General features: G+C 38.8%; 14 protein-coding genes and 1 pseudogene. All 15 read left to right on the top strand.

The window, feature by feature from the left end; translation table 11 throughout:
• Positions 1-2: 2 nt before the first annotated feature.
• Entirely contained in the window at positions 3-2,396 is a 2,394-nt protein-coding gene (pheT, locus tag EQJ87_RS06515; RefSeq protein WP_130123859.1) for a phenylalanine--tRNA ligase subunit beta, read from the top strand.
• A gap of 193 nt (positions 2,397-2,589) precedes the next feature.
• Positions 2,590-3,711 (top strand): 3D domain-containing protein, encoded by a 1,122-nt coding sequence (locus tag EQJ87_RS06510; protein ID WP_130123858.1) that lies wholly within the window; start codon positions 2,590-2,592, stop codon positions 3,709-3,711.
• Between the two features lie 58 nt (positions 3,712-3,769).
• Positions 3,770-4,714 (top strand): annotated as a pseudogene (gene rsgA, locus EQJ87_RS06505) (ribosome small subunit-dependent GTPase A); the annotation flags it as partial.
• Positions 4,695-4,958 carry a hypothetical protein gene (locus EQJ87_RS06500; RefSeq protein WP_130123856.1) on the top strand — a complete coding sequence of 88 codons (264 nt, stop codon included), beginning with the start codon at positions 4,695-4,697 and terminating at the stop codon, positions 4,956-4,958. The pseudogene rsgA and the gene EQJ87_RS06500, both read left to right, overlap by 20 nt.
• Entirely contained in the window at positions 4,948-5,598 is a 651-nt protein-coding gene (gene rpe / locus EQJ87_RS06495; RefSeq protein WP_130123855.1) for a ribulose-phosphate 3-epimerase, read from the top strand. Before EQJ87_RS06500 ends, rpe begins: the two co-directional genes overlap by 11 nt.
• Complete coding sequence (locus EQJ87_RS06490) at positions 5,595-5,915, top strand: DEAD/DEAH box helicase family protein (protein ID WP_130123854.1); 321 nt, start codon at positions 5,595-5,597, stop codon at positions 5,913-5,915. The genes rpe and EQJ87_RS06490 overlap by 4 nt, the downstream gene beginning before the upstream one ends.
• Before the next feature lie 115 nt (positions 5,916-6,030).
• Positions 6,031-7,341 (top strand): DNA recombination protein RmuC, encoded by a 1,311-nt coding sequence (rmuC, locus tag EQJ87_RS06485; RefSeq protein WP_130123853.1) that lies wholly within the window; start codon positions 6,031-6,033, stop codon positions 7,339-7,341.
• Between the two features lie 119 nt (positions 7,342-7,460).
• Positions 7,461-8,402, top strand: coding sequence for a 3'-5' exoribonuclease YhaM family protein (locus EQJ87_RS06480; RefSeq protein ID WP_130123852.1), 942 nt, complete (start codon positions 7,461-7,463; stop codon positions 8,400-8,402).
• A 130-nt stretch (positions 8,403-8,532) separates the two neighbouring features.
• Positions 8,533-9,402, top strand: a complete 870-nt coding sequence (locus tag EQJ87_RS06475) for an aldose 1-epimerase family protein (RefSeq protein ID WP_130123851.1) — start codon at positions 8,533-8,535, stop codon at positions 9,400-9,402.
• Positions 9,403-9,511: 109 nt separating this feature from the next.
• On the top strand, positions 9,512-10,420 hold the full coding sequence (locus EQJ87_RS06470; protein ID WP_130123850.1) for an AEC family transporter: 909 nt from the start codon (positions 9,512-9,514) through the stop codon (positions 10,418-10,420).
• A 15-nt stretch (positions 10,421-10,435) separates the two neighbouring features.
• Positions 10,436-11,011: an NUDIX hydrolase gene (locus EQJ87_RS06465; RefSeq protein ID WP_130123849.1), complete on the top strand. Its 576-nt coding sequence runs from the start codon at positions 10,436-10,438 to the stop codon at positions 11,009-11,011.
• The gene (locus EQJ87_RS06460) at positions 11,008-12,093 is read left to right on the top strand and encodes an oxidoreductase (protein WP_130123848.1); all 1,086 of its coding nucleotides are present in this window, start codon (positions 11,008-11,010) and stop codon (positions 12,091-12,093) included. Before EQJ87_RS06465 ends, EQJ87_RS06460 begins: the two co-directional genes overlap by 4 nt.
• 146 nt (positions 12,094-12,239) lie before the next feature.
• The gene (locus EQJ87_RS06455) at positions 12,240-13,205 is read left to right on the top strand and encodes a homoserine O-succinyltransferase (protein ID WP_130123847.1); all 966 of its coding nucleotides are present in this window, start codon (positions 12,240-12,242) and stop codon (positions 13,203-13,205) included.
• Positions 13,202-14,290 (top strand): cystathionine gamma-synthase, encoded by a 1,089-nt coding sequence (locus tag EQJ87_RS06450; protein WP_130123846.1) that lies wholly within the window; start codon positions 13,202-13,204, stop codon positions 14,288-14,290. Before EQJ87_RS06455 ends, EQJ87_RS06450 begins: the two co-directional genes overlap by 4 nt.
• A 95-nt stretch (positions 14,291-14,385) precedes the next feature.
• Complete coding sequence (locus EQJ87_RS06445; RefSeq protein WP_130123845.1) at positions 14,386-15,549, top strand: MalY/PatB family protein; 1,164 nt, start codon at positions 14,386-14,388, stop codon at positions 15,547-15,549.
• The last annotated feature ends 40 nt before the right edge of the window (positions 15,550-15,589 follow it).

The following is a 15,589-nucleotide window of genomic DNA, read 5'->3' as shown; positions in this document are numbered from 1 at the left end:
AAATGTTAGTAAGTTATAAATGGTTAAAAGAGTTGGTGCCGGGTTTGACGGCTACATCAGCTGAATTAGAGCAAAAAATGTCAACTTCAGGGATTGAAGTTGAGGGTGTGACTACACCAAGTGAAGGTTTGTCAAAACTCGTGGTCGGAGAAATTATCTCTAGTGAAGATATTCCGGACACGCATTTGCACATCACGAAAGTGAATGTTGGTGCAGAAGATGCGCTGCAAATTGTTTGTGGTGCACCAAATGTTCGTGTAGGTATGAAAGCAATTGTGGCACTAGTTGGTGCGCGGATTGCTGATAATTATAAGATTAAAAAGGGTAAAATCCGTGGGGTCGAATCTCTCGGAATGCTTTGTGCGCTTGATGAGCTTGGTATTGATGAAAAAATCAATCCAATGAAGCACGAAGAAGGAATTTTTGAAATGCCTGCGCAAGCCAAAGTGGGCGATAGCATTTTCCCTTATCTTGATATGGATGATGAGTTGATTGAATTGTCAATCACGCCAAATCGTGCAGATGCCTTGTCGATGCATGGTGCGGCTTGGGAAGTGGGAGCTATTTACGGCTTACCTGTTCAATTAGAAGAAAAAACTTTGGTAGAAGTTGAGCAAGCAGCTGCGACAAAAATTGCTGTGAGAGTTGAAACAGATAAAGTACCAACTTATAAAATTCGCTTGATTGAAGGTGTTAAAATCGCTAAATCGCCTCAATGGTTGCAAAATCGTTTGATGAATGCTGGGGTAAAACCAATCAATAATGTCGTGGATGTGACCAACTATGTCTTGATGGCATTTGGTCAACCTTTGCACAGTTTTGATTTTGATCAATTTGGCTCAGATGAAATCTTGGTTCGTCAGGCGACGTCCGATGAAAAAATTACGACTTTAGATCATGTTGAACGCGAGCTTGCGCCAGAGGATATTGTTATCACAGCCAATGGTGTGCCTGTGGCGCTTGGTGGTGTTATGGGTGGTGCAGATAGCGAAATTACAGATGAGACTACAACTGTGGCGCTGGAGTCAGCTTTATTTGACGGGACATCAATTCGTAAAACATCCCAAAAATTTGCTCTGCGCTCCGAAGCTTCTAGTCGTTTTGAAAAAGGAATTAACCAAGGTACAGTACGTGAAGCACTTGATTTTGCGGCGGCTATGATTGTGGAATTGGCTGGTGGGCAAGTATTATCTGGAGTTGTGGAATCTAATGATTACCAACCAAATTTGCCAAAAGTGTCTATTACTTTGAGCCGTGTTAATGCAGCTTTGGGTACGGACTTGTCCCTTGAGACTGTGGAAAAAATCTTTGTGCAACTTGGCTTTGGGGTGAAGGTTGATGGTGAAAAATTCACTTGTGAGATTCCTTCACGTCGTTGGGATATCTCGATTGAAGCTGACTTGGTGGAAGAAGTGGCGCGGATTTATGGTTACGATAATTTACCAAGCACGTTGCCTGTTTCACAAAATGCTGGTGAATTGACTGAAATGCAAAAATTCCGTCGCAAAGTGCGTACAGGGGTTGAGGCAGCTGGTCTGAATGAAGTGATTGGTTACTCCCTTGTGACGCCTGAAAAAGCGACCGAGTTTGTAGGTGAGCTTGAAACGACCACGCTTATGATGCCGATGACAGAAGACCGTCAAACTTTGCGTGCTAACATGATTTCAGGACTTCTGGATATTGTAAATTATAACCAAAATCGTAAAAATGCTGACGTAGCGATTTATGAGATTGGAAATGTTTTCTTGCCAAATGTGGATGATATTCGTCCAACTGAGGTTCCTAATCTTGCTTTTGCAATTTCTGGAAATGTTGAGGATAAATCGTATGCTAACAAGGCTGTTGCTGTGGATTTCTATTATGCTAAAGGAATTGTGGAAAACTTACTGGCGACTTATGACAAAGTTACTTTTGTGCCAACGGCAACACAACCAGCAATGCATCCGGGACGTACGGCAAGGGTTGAAATTAACGGACGTCACGTTGGTTTTGTAGGGCAAGTTCATCCGGCAACAGCTAAAAAATATGATATTGCTGAAACTTATGTCGCAAGTCTTAATTTGCAAATCATGCTTGAAGAATTGCCAGCCCAAACGATTTTCAAAGAAATTCCGAAAGTTCAAGCTGTGAAGCGGGACATTGCCTTATTGCTTGGTGCGCAAGTGACGCACGCTGAGGTTGTGGATACAATTGAAAATAGCCGTGTTAAAAGCTTGGTGAAAGTTGAACTTTTTGATATTTATCAAGGTTCAAATCTTCCAGAAGGCAAGAAATCAATGGCTTACAGTTTGACTTTCCAGCCTGTGGAAAATACGATGACTGACGAAGAAATTACTGCTGCTGTGGATAAAATCACGAAAAATCTTGTGGAAAAATTAGCTGTGGAAATTCGTTAATAAAGAAAAAAAGTTTACTGATTTTACGTCAGTAAATTTTTTTCTCCCAAAATGCTGACGTAAAAATCCGTCAGCATTTTCTCTGGTTCAAAGGTGCTTGGATTTGTCCTTTTGTATTGTTTTTAAACTTAAATTTATATTTGTAAACTTACGGAAATAAAAATAAGAGAATCATGTGTTAAAATAGGTCAATATGAAAAATTTACTTTCAAGAAAAATGAAACAAGTTGGAATGCTTGCAGGACTTTCTCTACTTATTTTGTCAGCATTTCCGATTGGTTCTGGTCAGTTGCTGGGAGCAAGTCAAGTGGCTGCAGATACTTCACAGGCTGAAGTTAATCAACAGATTCAAAGCTTCCAAGCTGAACTGAATGGTGAATTGATTCAAGCTAATGCAATATACAGCAAGGCGCAAGCAGCTCAAGATCAAGTGAATCAAACCAAAACCAAGGTTTCTGAATTAGAATCAGGAATCACTCAAGCACAAATAGACGTCGCACATCTTAAAGAAAATGTTGCCAACCAGATGCGTGCGATGCAAGCCAGCGGTGGAGTGACCCTTTCGGTGATTGACGTCGTGACTTCATCAAAAAATTTGTCTGATTTGGTGATGCGTCTGACGAATTTGAGTGTGGTAATGAGTGCAGAAGCGAATCAAGTAAAAGCGCTAGTTGAGAAAGAAAAAGCGCTTCAAAACATGAAAGCAAGTCTGGAAGAAAACGAAACAAAATTAGTGCAAGAACAACAAGATTACCAAGCCCAAGTTGTCAGCTTGCAAGGAAATATTTCAAGCTTAAAAACAAAAATCAGCTCCAATCAGCAATTATTGAGCGAGATGCAAGCCAAAGCCGCAGCAGAGCAAAAAGCACACGATGAAGCATTAGCAAAATCAGTAGCCGATGCTAAAGCAGCTCAAGAAAAAGCAGCGCAAAACCAAGCACCAAGCGCTACTAGTTCAACTGCATCGTCAAATGGAGCAACTTCTGCCGATAATTCGACAAATGGAAACAATAATGTTAACACCGCTGTTTTACCTTCAACAGGAGGTCAAACTTTAAGCGTTCAAGCCACAGCCTATGCCCTTAATGGAACGACTGCTATGGGAATTGATTTGAGCAAAAATCCGATGTGTATCGCAGTAGATCCAAGCGTGATTCCTTTAGGCTCTATGGTTGAAGTGCCAGGCTATGGTATTGCAATCGCTGGAGATACGGGTGGTGCGATTGTTGGTAATATTATTGACGTTCATTTTCCCTCAAATAGTCAAGCAATTAGTTGGGGACGTCAAAACCTCCAAATCAGAATTTTGAGTTAATTTTGAAAAAAGAGAATAGAAGGCTTACAGTTAAGCCTTTTTTTGATATAATTGAATCATGAAAAAAAATGGACGTATTGTCAAATCCTTGGCAGGTTTTTATTATGTCGAGAGTGACGGTGAAATTTACCAAACGCGTGCGCGTGGAAATTTCCGCAAAAAAGGAATGAAACCAGTCGTTGGAGATTTCGTTGAATTTTCAACCGAAGAAAACTCAGAAGGGTATGTATTAGCAATTGGTGAGCGCAAAAATAGTTTAATTCGCCCGTCAATAGCCAACATTGACCAAGCAGTCATCATCATGTCAACGGTCAACCCAAACTTTAGCTTGAATCTTTTGGATCGTTTTTTAGTTTTTTTGGAGCACAAAATGATTCAACCGATGGTTTACATTTCAAAACTGGACTTATTGGCAGATTCGTCAGTAAATTCGGCAGAAAAAACAAATCCGTCAGTAAATTCGGAGTCTGATAAAAATACTTTTACAAATTGGGCAGCCTATGAAAAGTTCAAAAAAGACTACGAAGAAATTGGTTATCAAATCTTTTTTGACACCGCAGATTTGGTCAGTAGTTTAGAAGGAAAAGTGACTGTTTTTATGGGGCAGACAGGTGCGGGGAAAACCACTTTACTCAATAAAATTGCACCAGAAATGAACTTAGAAACAGGAGAAACATCAGAAAAATTGGGACGAGGTCGCCATACGACACGTCATGTGGAATTTTTTGAATTGGCTGGTGGATTGATTGCAGACACTCCAGGATTTTCAAGTTTAGATTATGAAGTGACGAATCAGCCAGATTTGAATGCTGCCTTTCCAGAACTTTTAAAAATCAGCCACGGTTGTAAATTCCGAGAATGTACCCACACCCATGAGCCAAATTGTGCGGTGAAAGTAGCCTTAGAAAATCAAGAAATCCTGACCAGTCGCTATGAGAATTATTTACAATTGCTCAATGAAATCAACAATACGAGGGAAACATATGCAAAAAAACGAAAAAAACAAAGCTAAAGATAACCTTTGGCTCAAACAGGCTGGCTTTTTTATCGTGGTGTTGGCTTGGATAGTTGCTATCTACTTTAAAAAAGAGATGTCTGGTGGTTTACTGATAGCTGTTTTTATTGTTTTAGTGTTGTTAACCTTAGGAGTTCTTTTAGTCTTAAATCGTGCTTTTTTTGGTTTAACCGCTTCATCAATGAAAACAACAGATGAACAAAAAGGAGAAGAAAATAAAGATGAAAAATAAAATTGCACCATCGATTCTTTCAGCTGATTTTGGAAATTTTGCTCGTGATGTCAAACGCATTGAAGCTGCTGGTGCTGAGCTGGTTCATATTGATGTGATGGACGGCCATTTTGTGGATAACTTAACTTTTGGCTCTGGTGTCGTTGCGAGTCTGCGTCCCGTGACTTCATTATTTTTAGATGTTCACATGATGGTTGAAAATCCAGAAAAATATGTGGAAGAATTTGCCAAAGCTGGCGCAGATGGCATGAGCATCCACGTTGAAGCAACGCATCATATTCATGGTGCTTTGCAAAAAATTAAAAATGCAGGAATGAAAGCCTCTGTGGTTATTAACCCAGGCACTTCAGTTGATGCAATCAAAACCGTCCTTCCCTTGGTTGATATGGTTTTGGTGATGACAGTCAATCCCGGATTTGGAGGACAAGCCTTTATTCCAGAAATGATGGAAAAAGTGACAGAGCTTGCGCAACTTCGCCATGAAAAAGGTTATGATTACGAAATTGAAGTAGACGGAGGAATTGATGACCAGACCATCCAGCTTGCCAAAAATGCAGGCGCCAATATTTTTGTAGCCGGATCTTTTGTTTTTAAAGGAAATGTTGAAGAAAACATCAGCAAATTACGGTCGAAACTATGATTATTTGGCTTAACGGCGCTTATGGTTCTGGAAAAACAACAATTGCCGAACTCCTTAATAAAGCGATTGTTCCTTCATGGATCTATGATCCAGAAGCGATTGGCGATTTTTTCGGAGCAAATTTACCTCAAGAAATCCAAGCAGACGATTTTCAAAACTATCCAGAATGGCAATCTTGGAATATTCAAATGCTTCAGAAGCTGGATAAAGAGTACGCTGGCGATGTTATTGTACCAATGACTTTGCATACAAAAGTTTATTTTGAGGAAATATTTACAGCGCTTGAAAGTCGAGAGATTGGGGAATTGCACACCTAGAAGCTGAGCTTAGTTTTTTTGATACATTGCCTACCCAAGAAAAAATTAACAATGAGCGCAAAAAAGAAATTGTAATCCAAGAGATTTTAGAAAAAATAGGAATTTAAGCAGCAAAATGGAGATTATCATCATTATTCTACTGATTGTTTTGATTGTCCTTGCACTTGCCAACTTTTTTAAAAAGGCAGATAATAGTATACTCAAAAATCAGCTGGTCTATTTAAATCAGAATTTATCAGATTTGCGAGGAGGCTTGAGTCAAGAACTTGGTCAGAATCGTCAGGAACTCTCAAACAGTTTGCGATCGGTCAATTCCGATTTGTCCATGTTGACCGAAAATCTTAATAGCAAATTTGATTATCAATTTAAAGATTTACAAACATCTAATGAGCAAAAATTAGAAAAAATATCCACAAGTCTTTTAGAAGCTACTGACCGAACCGTCAGTACTTTAACCCAATTGACTGAGGCAATCACCCAAAAGTTTGACCATAAATTTAAAGACTTACAAGAATCCAACGATAAAAAATTGAGTCAAATTCAAGAAACAGTGGATGAAAAATTGCAAGAAACACTCAATCGAAGAATTTCACAAAGCTTTGAACAAGTGACTTTGCACCTGAAAAATGTTGAACAAGGGCTTGGCGAGATGCGTCATCTTGCAAGCGATGTTGACAGCTTGCAAAAAGTAATGACGGGAGTAAAAACTCGTGGAATTATTGGTGAAATCCAACTTGGAAGAATCCTTGAGCAAATCTTCACCAGTAGCCAATATCAAGAACAAGTCAACATTCAAGGAAATAACGCCGTGGATTATGCTGTTATCCTACCAGGTAAAGATGAAAATTCACAACTCTATTTACCTATTGATTCGAAGTTTCCGATGGAAGATTACCAACGTTTACAGCTGGCTTTAGAATCAAATAACGTCAAAGAAATTGAAAACTCACGTAAAGCACTATTTTCAGCTGTTAAAGCACAAGCCAAATCAATCAGTGAAAAGTATATCGTTCCGCCAAAAACAACAGATTTTGCGATTATGTTTTTACCAACTGAAGGATTATTTATGGAAGTGGTAAATAATCCAGAACTCTATGAGCAAATCAGCCGTGATTATAAAGTCAATGTAACAGGTCCAACAACCATGACAGCTGTTTTGAACAGTTTGCAAATGGGCTTTAAAACGCTCCAAATTGAGCAAAAATCATCAGAAGTTTACCAAATGCTTGGAGCAGTAAAAACTGAATTTGGAAAATTTGAAGGAGCTTTGAAGAAAGTTCACGAAAAAATTCAACAATCTGAAAAAGAAATCAATACGCTCATCACTACCCGAACAAACGTTATGAACAAAGCACTTAGAGAAGTTGATCGTTTAGATGATGGTACGAGTCAGCAACTTCTAGATTTATCAGATGATTCAAATTAAAAGCTCATCCACTTAGTGAACATTGTCGCTTAGATAATGAACGCTTGTATTATAATAATTTAGCCTTAAACTTGATCTATTTGGTCAATCACGAGGCTACCTCTAAAAAGGAGACAAATATGGTTCTCATCAAAAACTTAGAAATTGGTGATTTTTTTGAAGGTTTTTACCTGATCAAATCAGTCGAGCTTCGCCAAACTCGTGCAGGTAAGGATTACCTCGCCCTTAGCTTCCAAGATCGTACAGGAACAATAAATGGAAATATTTGGGATGCAAATCCCAAAGCTGTTGAGCAATTTCGGGCGGGACGTGTTGTCCACATGAAAGCCCTCAAAGAACTTTATAATGGAATGCCTCAAGTCAATAAAATTCAGCTCCGGATTGCAAACGATAATGAGCCAAATAATCCAAAAGACTATCGGGAAACTTCACCGGTTAAAGAGAAAGATTTACGAGAATACGTTCAAGGAATTGTTTTCAAAATTGAAAATGCTACTTTGAATCGTATTGTCCGAGCCATCCTGAAAAAGTTTGATAAAGAGTTTTACGAATATCCAGCAGCGAAAACAAATCATCACGCGTTTGAAGGAGGATTAGCTTTTCATACCACGACAATGCTCCACCTAGCTGAAAAAGTCTGTGAAGTTTATCCACAACTGGACGAAAGTCTGATGTTTGCAGGTGTTTTGCTCCATGACATGGCAAAATGTTTAGAGTTTACAGGAAGCGAAAATACGAGTTATACAATACGTGGCAATTTATTGGGTCATATTGTTTTGATTGATGAAGAGGTGAGCAAAGCAGCTATCGAACTTGGTTTTGATGATGACAATGAAGATTTATTGATACTCCGTCATTGCTTGCTTAGTCACCACGGCGAGTTAGAATATGGCAGCCCTGTTCGTCCACAAATCATGGAAGCGGAAATGATTCATCAGATTGACGTCATGGATGCTAATATGATGATGATGACGACAGCAACAGCAACTCTTGAGCCGGGACAATTCAGTCAACGTGTCTGGGCGTTATCTAACCGTAATTTTTATAAACCCAAAAATTAAAGAAAAATCCGTTAGCCAACGGTTTTTTTCATCTTTCAAAAAGGAATAGCTGAGTTATTTACTAATCAAAGTGATCTATACAAAAAAATGGTAAAATAGAGCTAACGAATAAAATACTAAGGAGTTTATCATGGAACATACTTTAAAAAATGATCAATTGACAGTTCTTGTGGATACTTTTGGTGCTGAGATGCACTCTATCCAGCATGAAGAAATAGAATACCTCTGGCAGGCAGATCCAAAATTCTGGGGACGTCACGCCCCTGTTCTTTTTCCAATTGTAGGGAAGTTAAAAAATGGGAAGTATCACTATGCTGAAAAAACTTATCAAATGGGTGGACATGGGTTTGCACGCGATAATGAGTTCAAAGTGATTAAAGCTGAGGCTGATGAATTAATTTTTGAGCTACGGGAAAATGAGGACAGTCTCAATCACTATCCTTTCCGTTTCATTTTCCAAGTGGCTTATAAATTAGTGGGAAATAAAATCAAAGTTCGCTATATGGTTCAAAATAAAGATGAAAAATTTATGAATTTTGGTGTTGGCGCTCATCCTGCCTTTAATGTTCCTCTCAAAAATGGCTCATTTGAGGATTACAAATTAACGATTTCACCCGCTGAAAAACGGACTTTTATCCCGCTGGATCCTCCTTCAGGGACAATTAAAGTTGACGAAAAATTTGAAGTGGAAGTTCAAGAATTACCGTTGAAACATGAGCTTTTTGATAAAGATGCTCTAGTTTATAGCTCATCAGACGAGATGAAAGTTTCTTTGACCAACAGCTTGGATAATCATGGTGTGACGGTGACTTGGAAGGGTATGCCTTATTTTGGTTTGTGGTCACCGTATCCCACAGAAGCTCCTTTTGTCTGCATTGAACCATGGTGTGGAATTGCGGATGATGAGAATACAGATGGCGACCTGACAACGAAATTTGGAATTAATGAATTGGCACCAGAAGGAAAGTTTTCTTGTGAGTATTTTATTGAAATCAATTAAAAAGAACTTCTCGTTTTTTAACGAGATTCTTTTTTTATAAAAGTGATACAATAAAAATGAAGGTTTAGAAGAGTAGAAAAGCTACTCATATGAATAAACTGTGAAGCTTATGATAACAATTTTTCTCAATGCGTTAAGTATCTTACTCATTTTATTTTTGGCGATTTTGCTTAAAAAAATTGGCTTAGTTCACTCTAAAGACGGTGCGCTAGTTTCCAAATTGGTAGTCTTTATCACTTTGCCAGCAACAATTCTTATAGGTGTGAATCAGACCAGACTTTCTGTGCTTTATTTTATCCTTATGGCGCTAGGAATTATATCTAATTTAGTGCTAGTTTTCATCGGAAAATTTATGGGACGTAAGGAAACTGTGGAAGAACGCGGCCTTTATATGTTTAATCTTTCGGGTTACAATATCGGAAATTTTTCAATTCCATTTGTGAGTAGTTTTTTCCCAGCAGCCATTCCTTTTTTAGCCATGTTTGATATGGGAAATTCGTTCATGGTGACTGGAACAACTCAAGCGATAGTGGAGATGACAAGCGAAAAACGACAACATGGTTTTTCTTTTCGAGATATTTCAAGTGTTCTTTTAAGAAATCCACCTTTTGTTGTCTATCTGCTAATGTTTATTTTAGCTATTTTGGGTTGGTCTTTTCCGTCTACTTGGCTTCTTTGTATTCGCCCACTGGCTAATGCTAATACGTTGCTCTCTATTTTTACTATTGGCTTGTTTATGGAATTTCGCCTGCCTAAGGGAAAATTGTGGTTAGTAATCAAAATTTTAAGTTGGCGTTATCTGTTGGCTGCTTTTTTAGGCGCCTTGATTTATTTTGTCAGTCCTTTTCCCCATCTCATCAAGGAAGTTTTATTACTCATTTTCTTTTGTCCAATGTCATTTTTACATATGATTCAGGCTATAGAATTGGGAAATGATAAAGCGGTTGCTGGTTTGGCTATTAGCTTATCGATGTTTATTTCTTTGGTCTTGATGAGTGTTATTGTACTTATTTTGTGAGGATTATACTAGAAAATGAAAAATGAATTAGAACTATTATTAGAAAATTTTGTAGCTCAAGGCGAGCAAGAAATAGTGGATTTGGCGATTTTTCGCCAATTTGCTCAGGATGAAAAGAATTTTACGCGAGAGACAATGGCACATTTTACAGCGAGTGCTTTTGTGCTGAATGAAAAAAGAGATAAGGTGTTAGGGATTTTTCATAGAATTTATCAGAGTTGGGGCTGGTTGGGCGGTCATGCAGATGGAGATACTGATTTGGTGCGTGTGGCTCGTAAAGAGGTTCAGGAAGAAAGTGGTTTGACAGATTTAAAACTCTTGTCTTCGGCGCCAATTTCAATTGAAAATTTACCTGTTTTTGGGCATTTCCATCGCACTCATGGTTATGTTTCGGCACATTTGCATCTGAATGTTACTTTCTTGTTTGAAGCCAAAGAAGGACAAAAGCTACGAGAAAACCGGGATGAAACAGGTGGATTAGCTTGGATTGCGCTAGATGAATTTTCAAAAAAGTCGTCTGAAAAGGAAATGAAAGTGATTTATGATAAAATAATTCTGCGAATTAAGAAGGATAAAGAGGATAAAAAATAATGAATTTTAATCAATCGCTAAAATTACGCTCTGGAGTGGAGCTGAAAAATCGCTTAGTTATGGCTCCAATGACCATTGTGTCAAGTTTTCACGATGGCATTGTCACTCAGGAAGAAATTCAACATTATGCCAAACGTAGCAAAGGTTTGGGTGCTGTGATTACAGGAACGGCAAATGTAACAGACAACGGTAAGGGTTGGGCTGGAGAGCTGACGATTGCTACTGATGAAGCGATTGGACGCTTGAGTGAATTGACAGGGGAGATTCATGAAGCTGGAAGTAAGGCGATTTTGCAAATTTTTCATGCAGGACGAATGGCCTCAATGAAGGTGACTGGTGAGCAAGTCGTGTCTGCTTCGGGAGTTGCTGCTGAATTTGCTGGTGCTGAACTTCCTCGTGAATTGACCACTGCTGAAATTTCTGAACTCATTGAAGCTTTTGGGCAAGCAACGCGACGAGCGATTATTGCTGGTTTTGATGGTGTAGAGATTCATGGGGCAAATGGTTATTTGATTCAACAGTTTTTCTCACCACACTCCAATCGTCGGACAGATGAATGGGGGGGAAGTTTAGAAAAACGTGCTAAATTTCCTCTTGCTGTTATTGATCGGGTGCTTTTTGAGGCAGAGCAAGCAGGACGGCCATTTGCTGTGGGTTACCGTTTTTCACCTCTTGAGGTGACGGAACCTGGAATTCAATTTGCGGATAGTTTGTGGTTCTTGAAAGAATTGAAAAAGAAAAAATTAGATTATCTTCATGTTTCTTTAAGACATTTTGATCGAAAATCGAATGCGCTAGCTTATCAAGAAAAATCTCAACTGGCTTATATTCATGAAATCTTGGCAGGAGAAATCCCGTTGATTGGTGTGGGTGGCGTACGCACGAAAGCCGATGTTGAGGCACTTTTGGAAAATGCGGAATTGGCGGCAATTGGTCAACAGCTATTGGTTGATCCAGAATTTCCGTTGAAAATCTCTGGTGAGTTGACTACAACTCCAGTTGAAAAACCATTTGGTAAAGCAATAAAAGATTTACCAATGCCACATCCGATGTTTAAATATTTAGAACGCCGTTATCAATAAGACTACCTTTGGGTAGTTTTTTTCTTATACTGAACTTAAAATTTTTAAATAACCTCATCGTAGAATCAAAATGCGAGGCTATTGTAAATAAATCTTGAAGGGCTATAATTAAACCTATTAAAATTTTTTTATGAATTGGGGAGTTTATGCCAGTAAAGGTAATAAAGAATCTGCCTGCAATTGAGGAATTGCGGGCAGATAATATTTTTGTGATGGATAGTGAGCGAGCAAAGAAGCAAAATATTCGTTTGTTGAACTTGCTGGTGGTGAATCTAATGCCGCGAAAATTAGTGACAGAAACCCAAATCTTACGACTTTTATCCAATACGCCTTTGCAAATTAATGTTGATTTTTTATATACAGCGACACATGAGGTTAAGAATACGCAACAATCGCATTTGGATAGTTTTTATAAGTCTTTTTCGCAGGTCAAAGCAAACTATTACGATGGTTTGATTGTTACGGGAGCGCCTGTTGAACAGTTGGAGTTTGAGGCTGTGGATTATTGGGCGGAATTTTTAGAGATTATGAATTGGAGTAAGAGTCATGTTTATTCTACCCTACATATTTGTTGGGGAGCGCAAGCGGGACTTTATGCACGTTACGGTGTAGAAAAAGAAAATTTAGCTCAAAAATTATGTGGAATTTTTGAGAGTTCTGTGGAAAATCCAAAGAATCCTTTATTCAGAGGGTTTGATGATTATTTTTATTGTCCACAGTCCCGGTATACGTGTTCGGATGAGCAGGCAATTACTAAAGTTGCTGATTTAGAAGTTTTGTCAAAATCTCAGGAAGCGGGTTTGTCAATTTTGGCTAAGAAAAACTTGCGGGAGGTTTATCTTTTTGGGCATTTGGAGTATGATCGGGATACTTTGGCATGGGAGTATCAGAGGGACAAAGCGTCTGGTCTGCAACCAGAGCTGCCTAAGCATTATTTCCCAGAAGATGATGATCGAAAGCCACCTAAAATGAACTGGGCTTCGGCGGCTTCGCTTTTCTTTTCAAATTGGCTTAATTATGCGGTTTATCAAGGGACGCCCTATGTCGCTGAGCGTTTAAGTAAGCATTTGGAAGAGGATTATGATTTTAATGAAAATGGAGAAGAATTATGAGTAAAAAATTAGATACGATTTTGGCACAAGTGGGGATTCATTCTGACGCAGCAACAGGGGCTTTAGTGACGCCTTTACATTTCTCGACAACTTATCAACATCCAGAGTTTGGAAAATCGACAGGTTTTGATTACACGCGGACAAAAAATCCAACGCGCTCAACGCTTGAAAACGCACTTGCGACAATTGAATCGGGCCGCTTTGCTTTGGCGACTGCTTCTGGAATGGCAGCGGTTGTGCTGGCTCTGGAGCTTTTTCCTGTAGGGGCGAAAATCGTGGCGAGTCGTGATTTGTACGGTGGATCATTTCGCTGGTTCGATGAAAAAGAGCAAGAGGGACGTTTTTCTTTTTCTTATGCAAATGATGAGCAAGAGATGCTTGATTTGATTGATGAAAATACAGATGTTGTTTATATTGAGACACCGACTAATCCGATGATGGTTGAGTTTAATATTGAAAAAATTGCGGATAAGGCGCAGAAAAATGGTGCGAAAGTGGTTGTGGACAATACTTTTTATACTCCCATTTACCAGCGACCTTTGGAATTGGGAGCCGATTTGGTGATTCATTCGGCAACGAAATATTTATCAGGCCATAATGATGTTTTGGCTGGTGCTGTGATTGTCCGTGATGAGCTTTTGTATGAAAAATTGTTATATCAGCTCAACACCACAGGCGCTGTCTTATCGCCTTTTGATAGTTATTTGCTGATGCGGGGCTTGAAAACTTTGAGTTTGCGGATGGAGAGAGCGACCGCTAATGCGCAAAAAATTGCGAAAATGCTGACGAAAAATCCGTCAGTAAAACAGGTGATTTATACAGGACTTGGGGGAATGATTTCCGTAAAAGTTGCTGACGAAACGAAAATTCCACAGATTTTAAACCGCTTGAAAGTCTTTACTTTTGCTGAAAGTTTGGGTGGTGTGGAAAGTTTAATTACTTATCCAGCGACACAAACACATCATGATATTCCTGTGGAAATCCGAGCGAGTTATGGTTTGACGGATGATTTGCTCCGGCTGTCAGTTGGGATTGAAGCTGCTGACGATTTGATTGAAGACCTCGAGCAAGCGCTGACGGATTAAAAAGATTGACTAAATTGCTGACGGAATTTTCGTCAGTAAAAAAGTCACGTTTTATGAACTAAAAATGTAGTGAAGATTAGAAAAGAGTGATAAATATGGCAAAATATGATTTTACAAGCCTTCCCAACCGACGTACCAATAATTCAATCAAATGGCAAAATGTTCAAAAACACCCTGAGCAATTACCGCTTTGGGTGGCTGATATGGACTTTATTGCTTTGCCTGAAATCACGCAAAGTATTCACGACTATGCAGATTATGCGGTTTATGGCTATGCTTATATTAAAGAAACATTAGTAGAAGCAGTGAGAAATTGGGAAAAGACGCAGCATGGCTATTCTTTTTCTAAAGAAAGTCTTATTTTTGTGGAAGGCGTGGTGCCAGCGTTAGGCCTTGCGATTCAAGCCTTTACGCAAAAAAATGAGGCAGTACTGATCAACACCCCAGCGTATCCTCCTTTTGCTCGGACGATTAAGCTGAATCAGCGTAAAGTGGTAGAAAATTCACTGACGGAAAAAAATGGCGAATTTGTCATTGATTTTGAACAATTGGAAAAAGATATTGTTGAAAATTCTGTTAAATTGTACATTCTGTGCAATCCTCACAATCCAGGTGGACGTGTTTGGCGCAAAGATGAATTGCTCAAAATTGGCGAAATTTGCCAAAAACATCAGGTTTTATTGGTGTCAGACGAAATTCATCAAGATTTGACCTTGTTTGGCAATGTTCATCAAAGTTTCAACACGCTTTCCGCAGATTTTAAAGAATTTACAATCATTCTCTCATCAGCCACGAAAACATTCAATATTGCAGGGGTAAAATGTTCATTTGCAATCATTGAAAATCCTGAGTTACGTGACCAATATCTTGAGCAAAGATTAGCAAATAATCAGCATGAAATCAGCACTTTGGGGATGCTCGCCACAGAAGCTGCCCTCACTCACGGGCATGAATGGTTGCAAGAACTTAAGGAAGTTTTAGAAAAAAATGTGACTTATATCCTTGATGAACTGACTGAAAAAACTAAAATTAAAGTGATGAAACCACAAGGCACCTATCTGATTTGGTTGGACTTTTCTGCTTACGAGTTGAGTGACGAGGCGCTTCAGGAAAAATTATTAAATGACAGTCAGTTAATTTTAAATAGCGGCAGTTCATTTGGGCTTGAGGGGGCGGGTCATGCGCGCTTGAATGTGGCCGCTCCCTTTACAGTAATCGAAGAAGCAACAAAACGTCTTGTCAAAACCTTCGCTTTCTAAGAAATAAAATTGAAAAGATGAGTTTGTCTAAGAAAAATGT

This window comes from Lactococcus sp. S-13, assembly GCF_004210295.1.
In the GTDB taxonomy this organism is placed as follows: Bacteria; Bacillota; Bacilli; order Lactobacillales; family Streptococcaceae; genus Lactococcus.
This window is presented reverse-complemented; position numbering and strand designations above follow the sequence as displayed.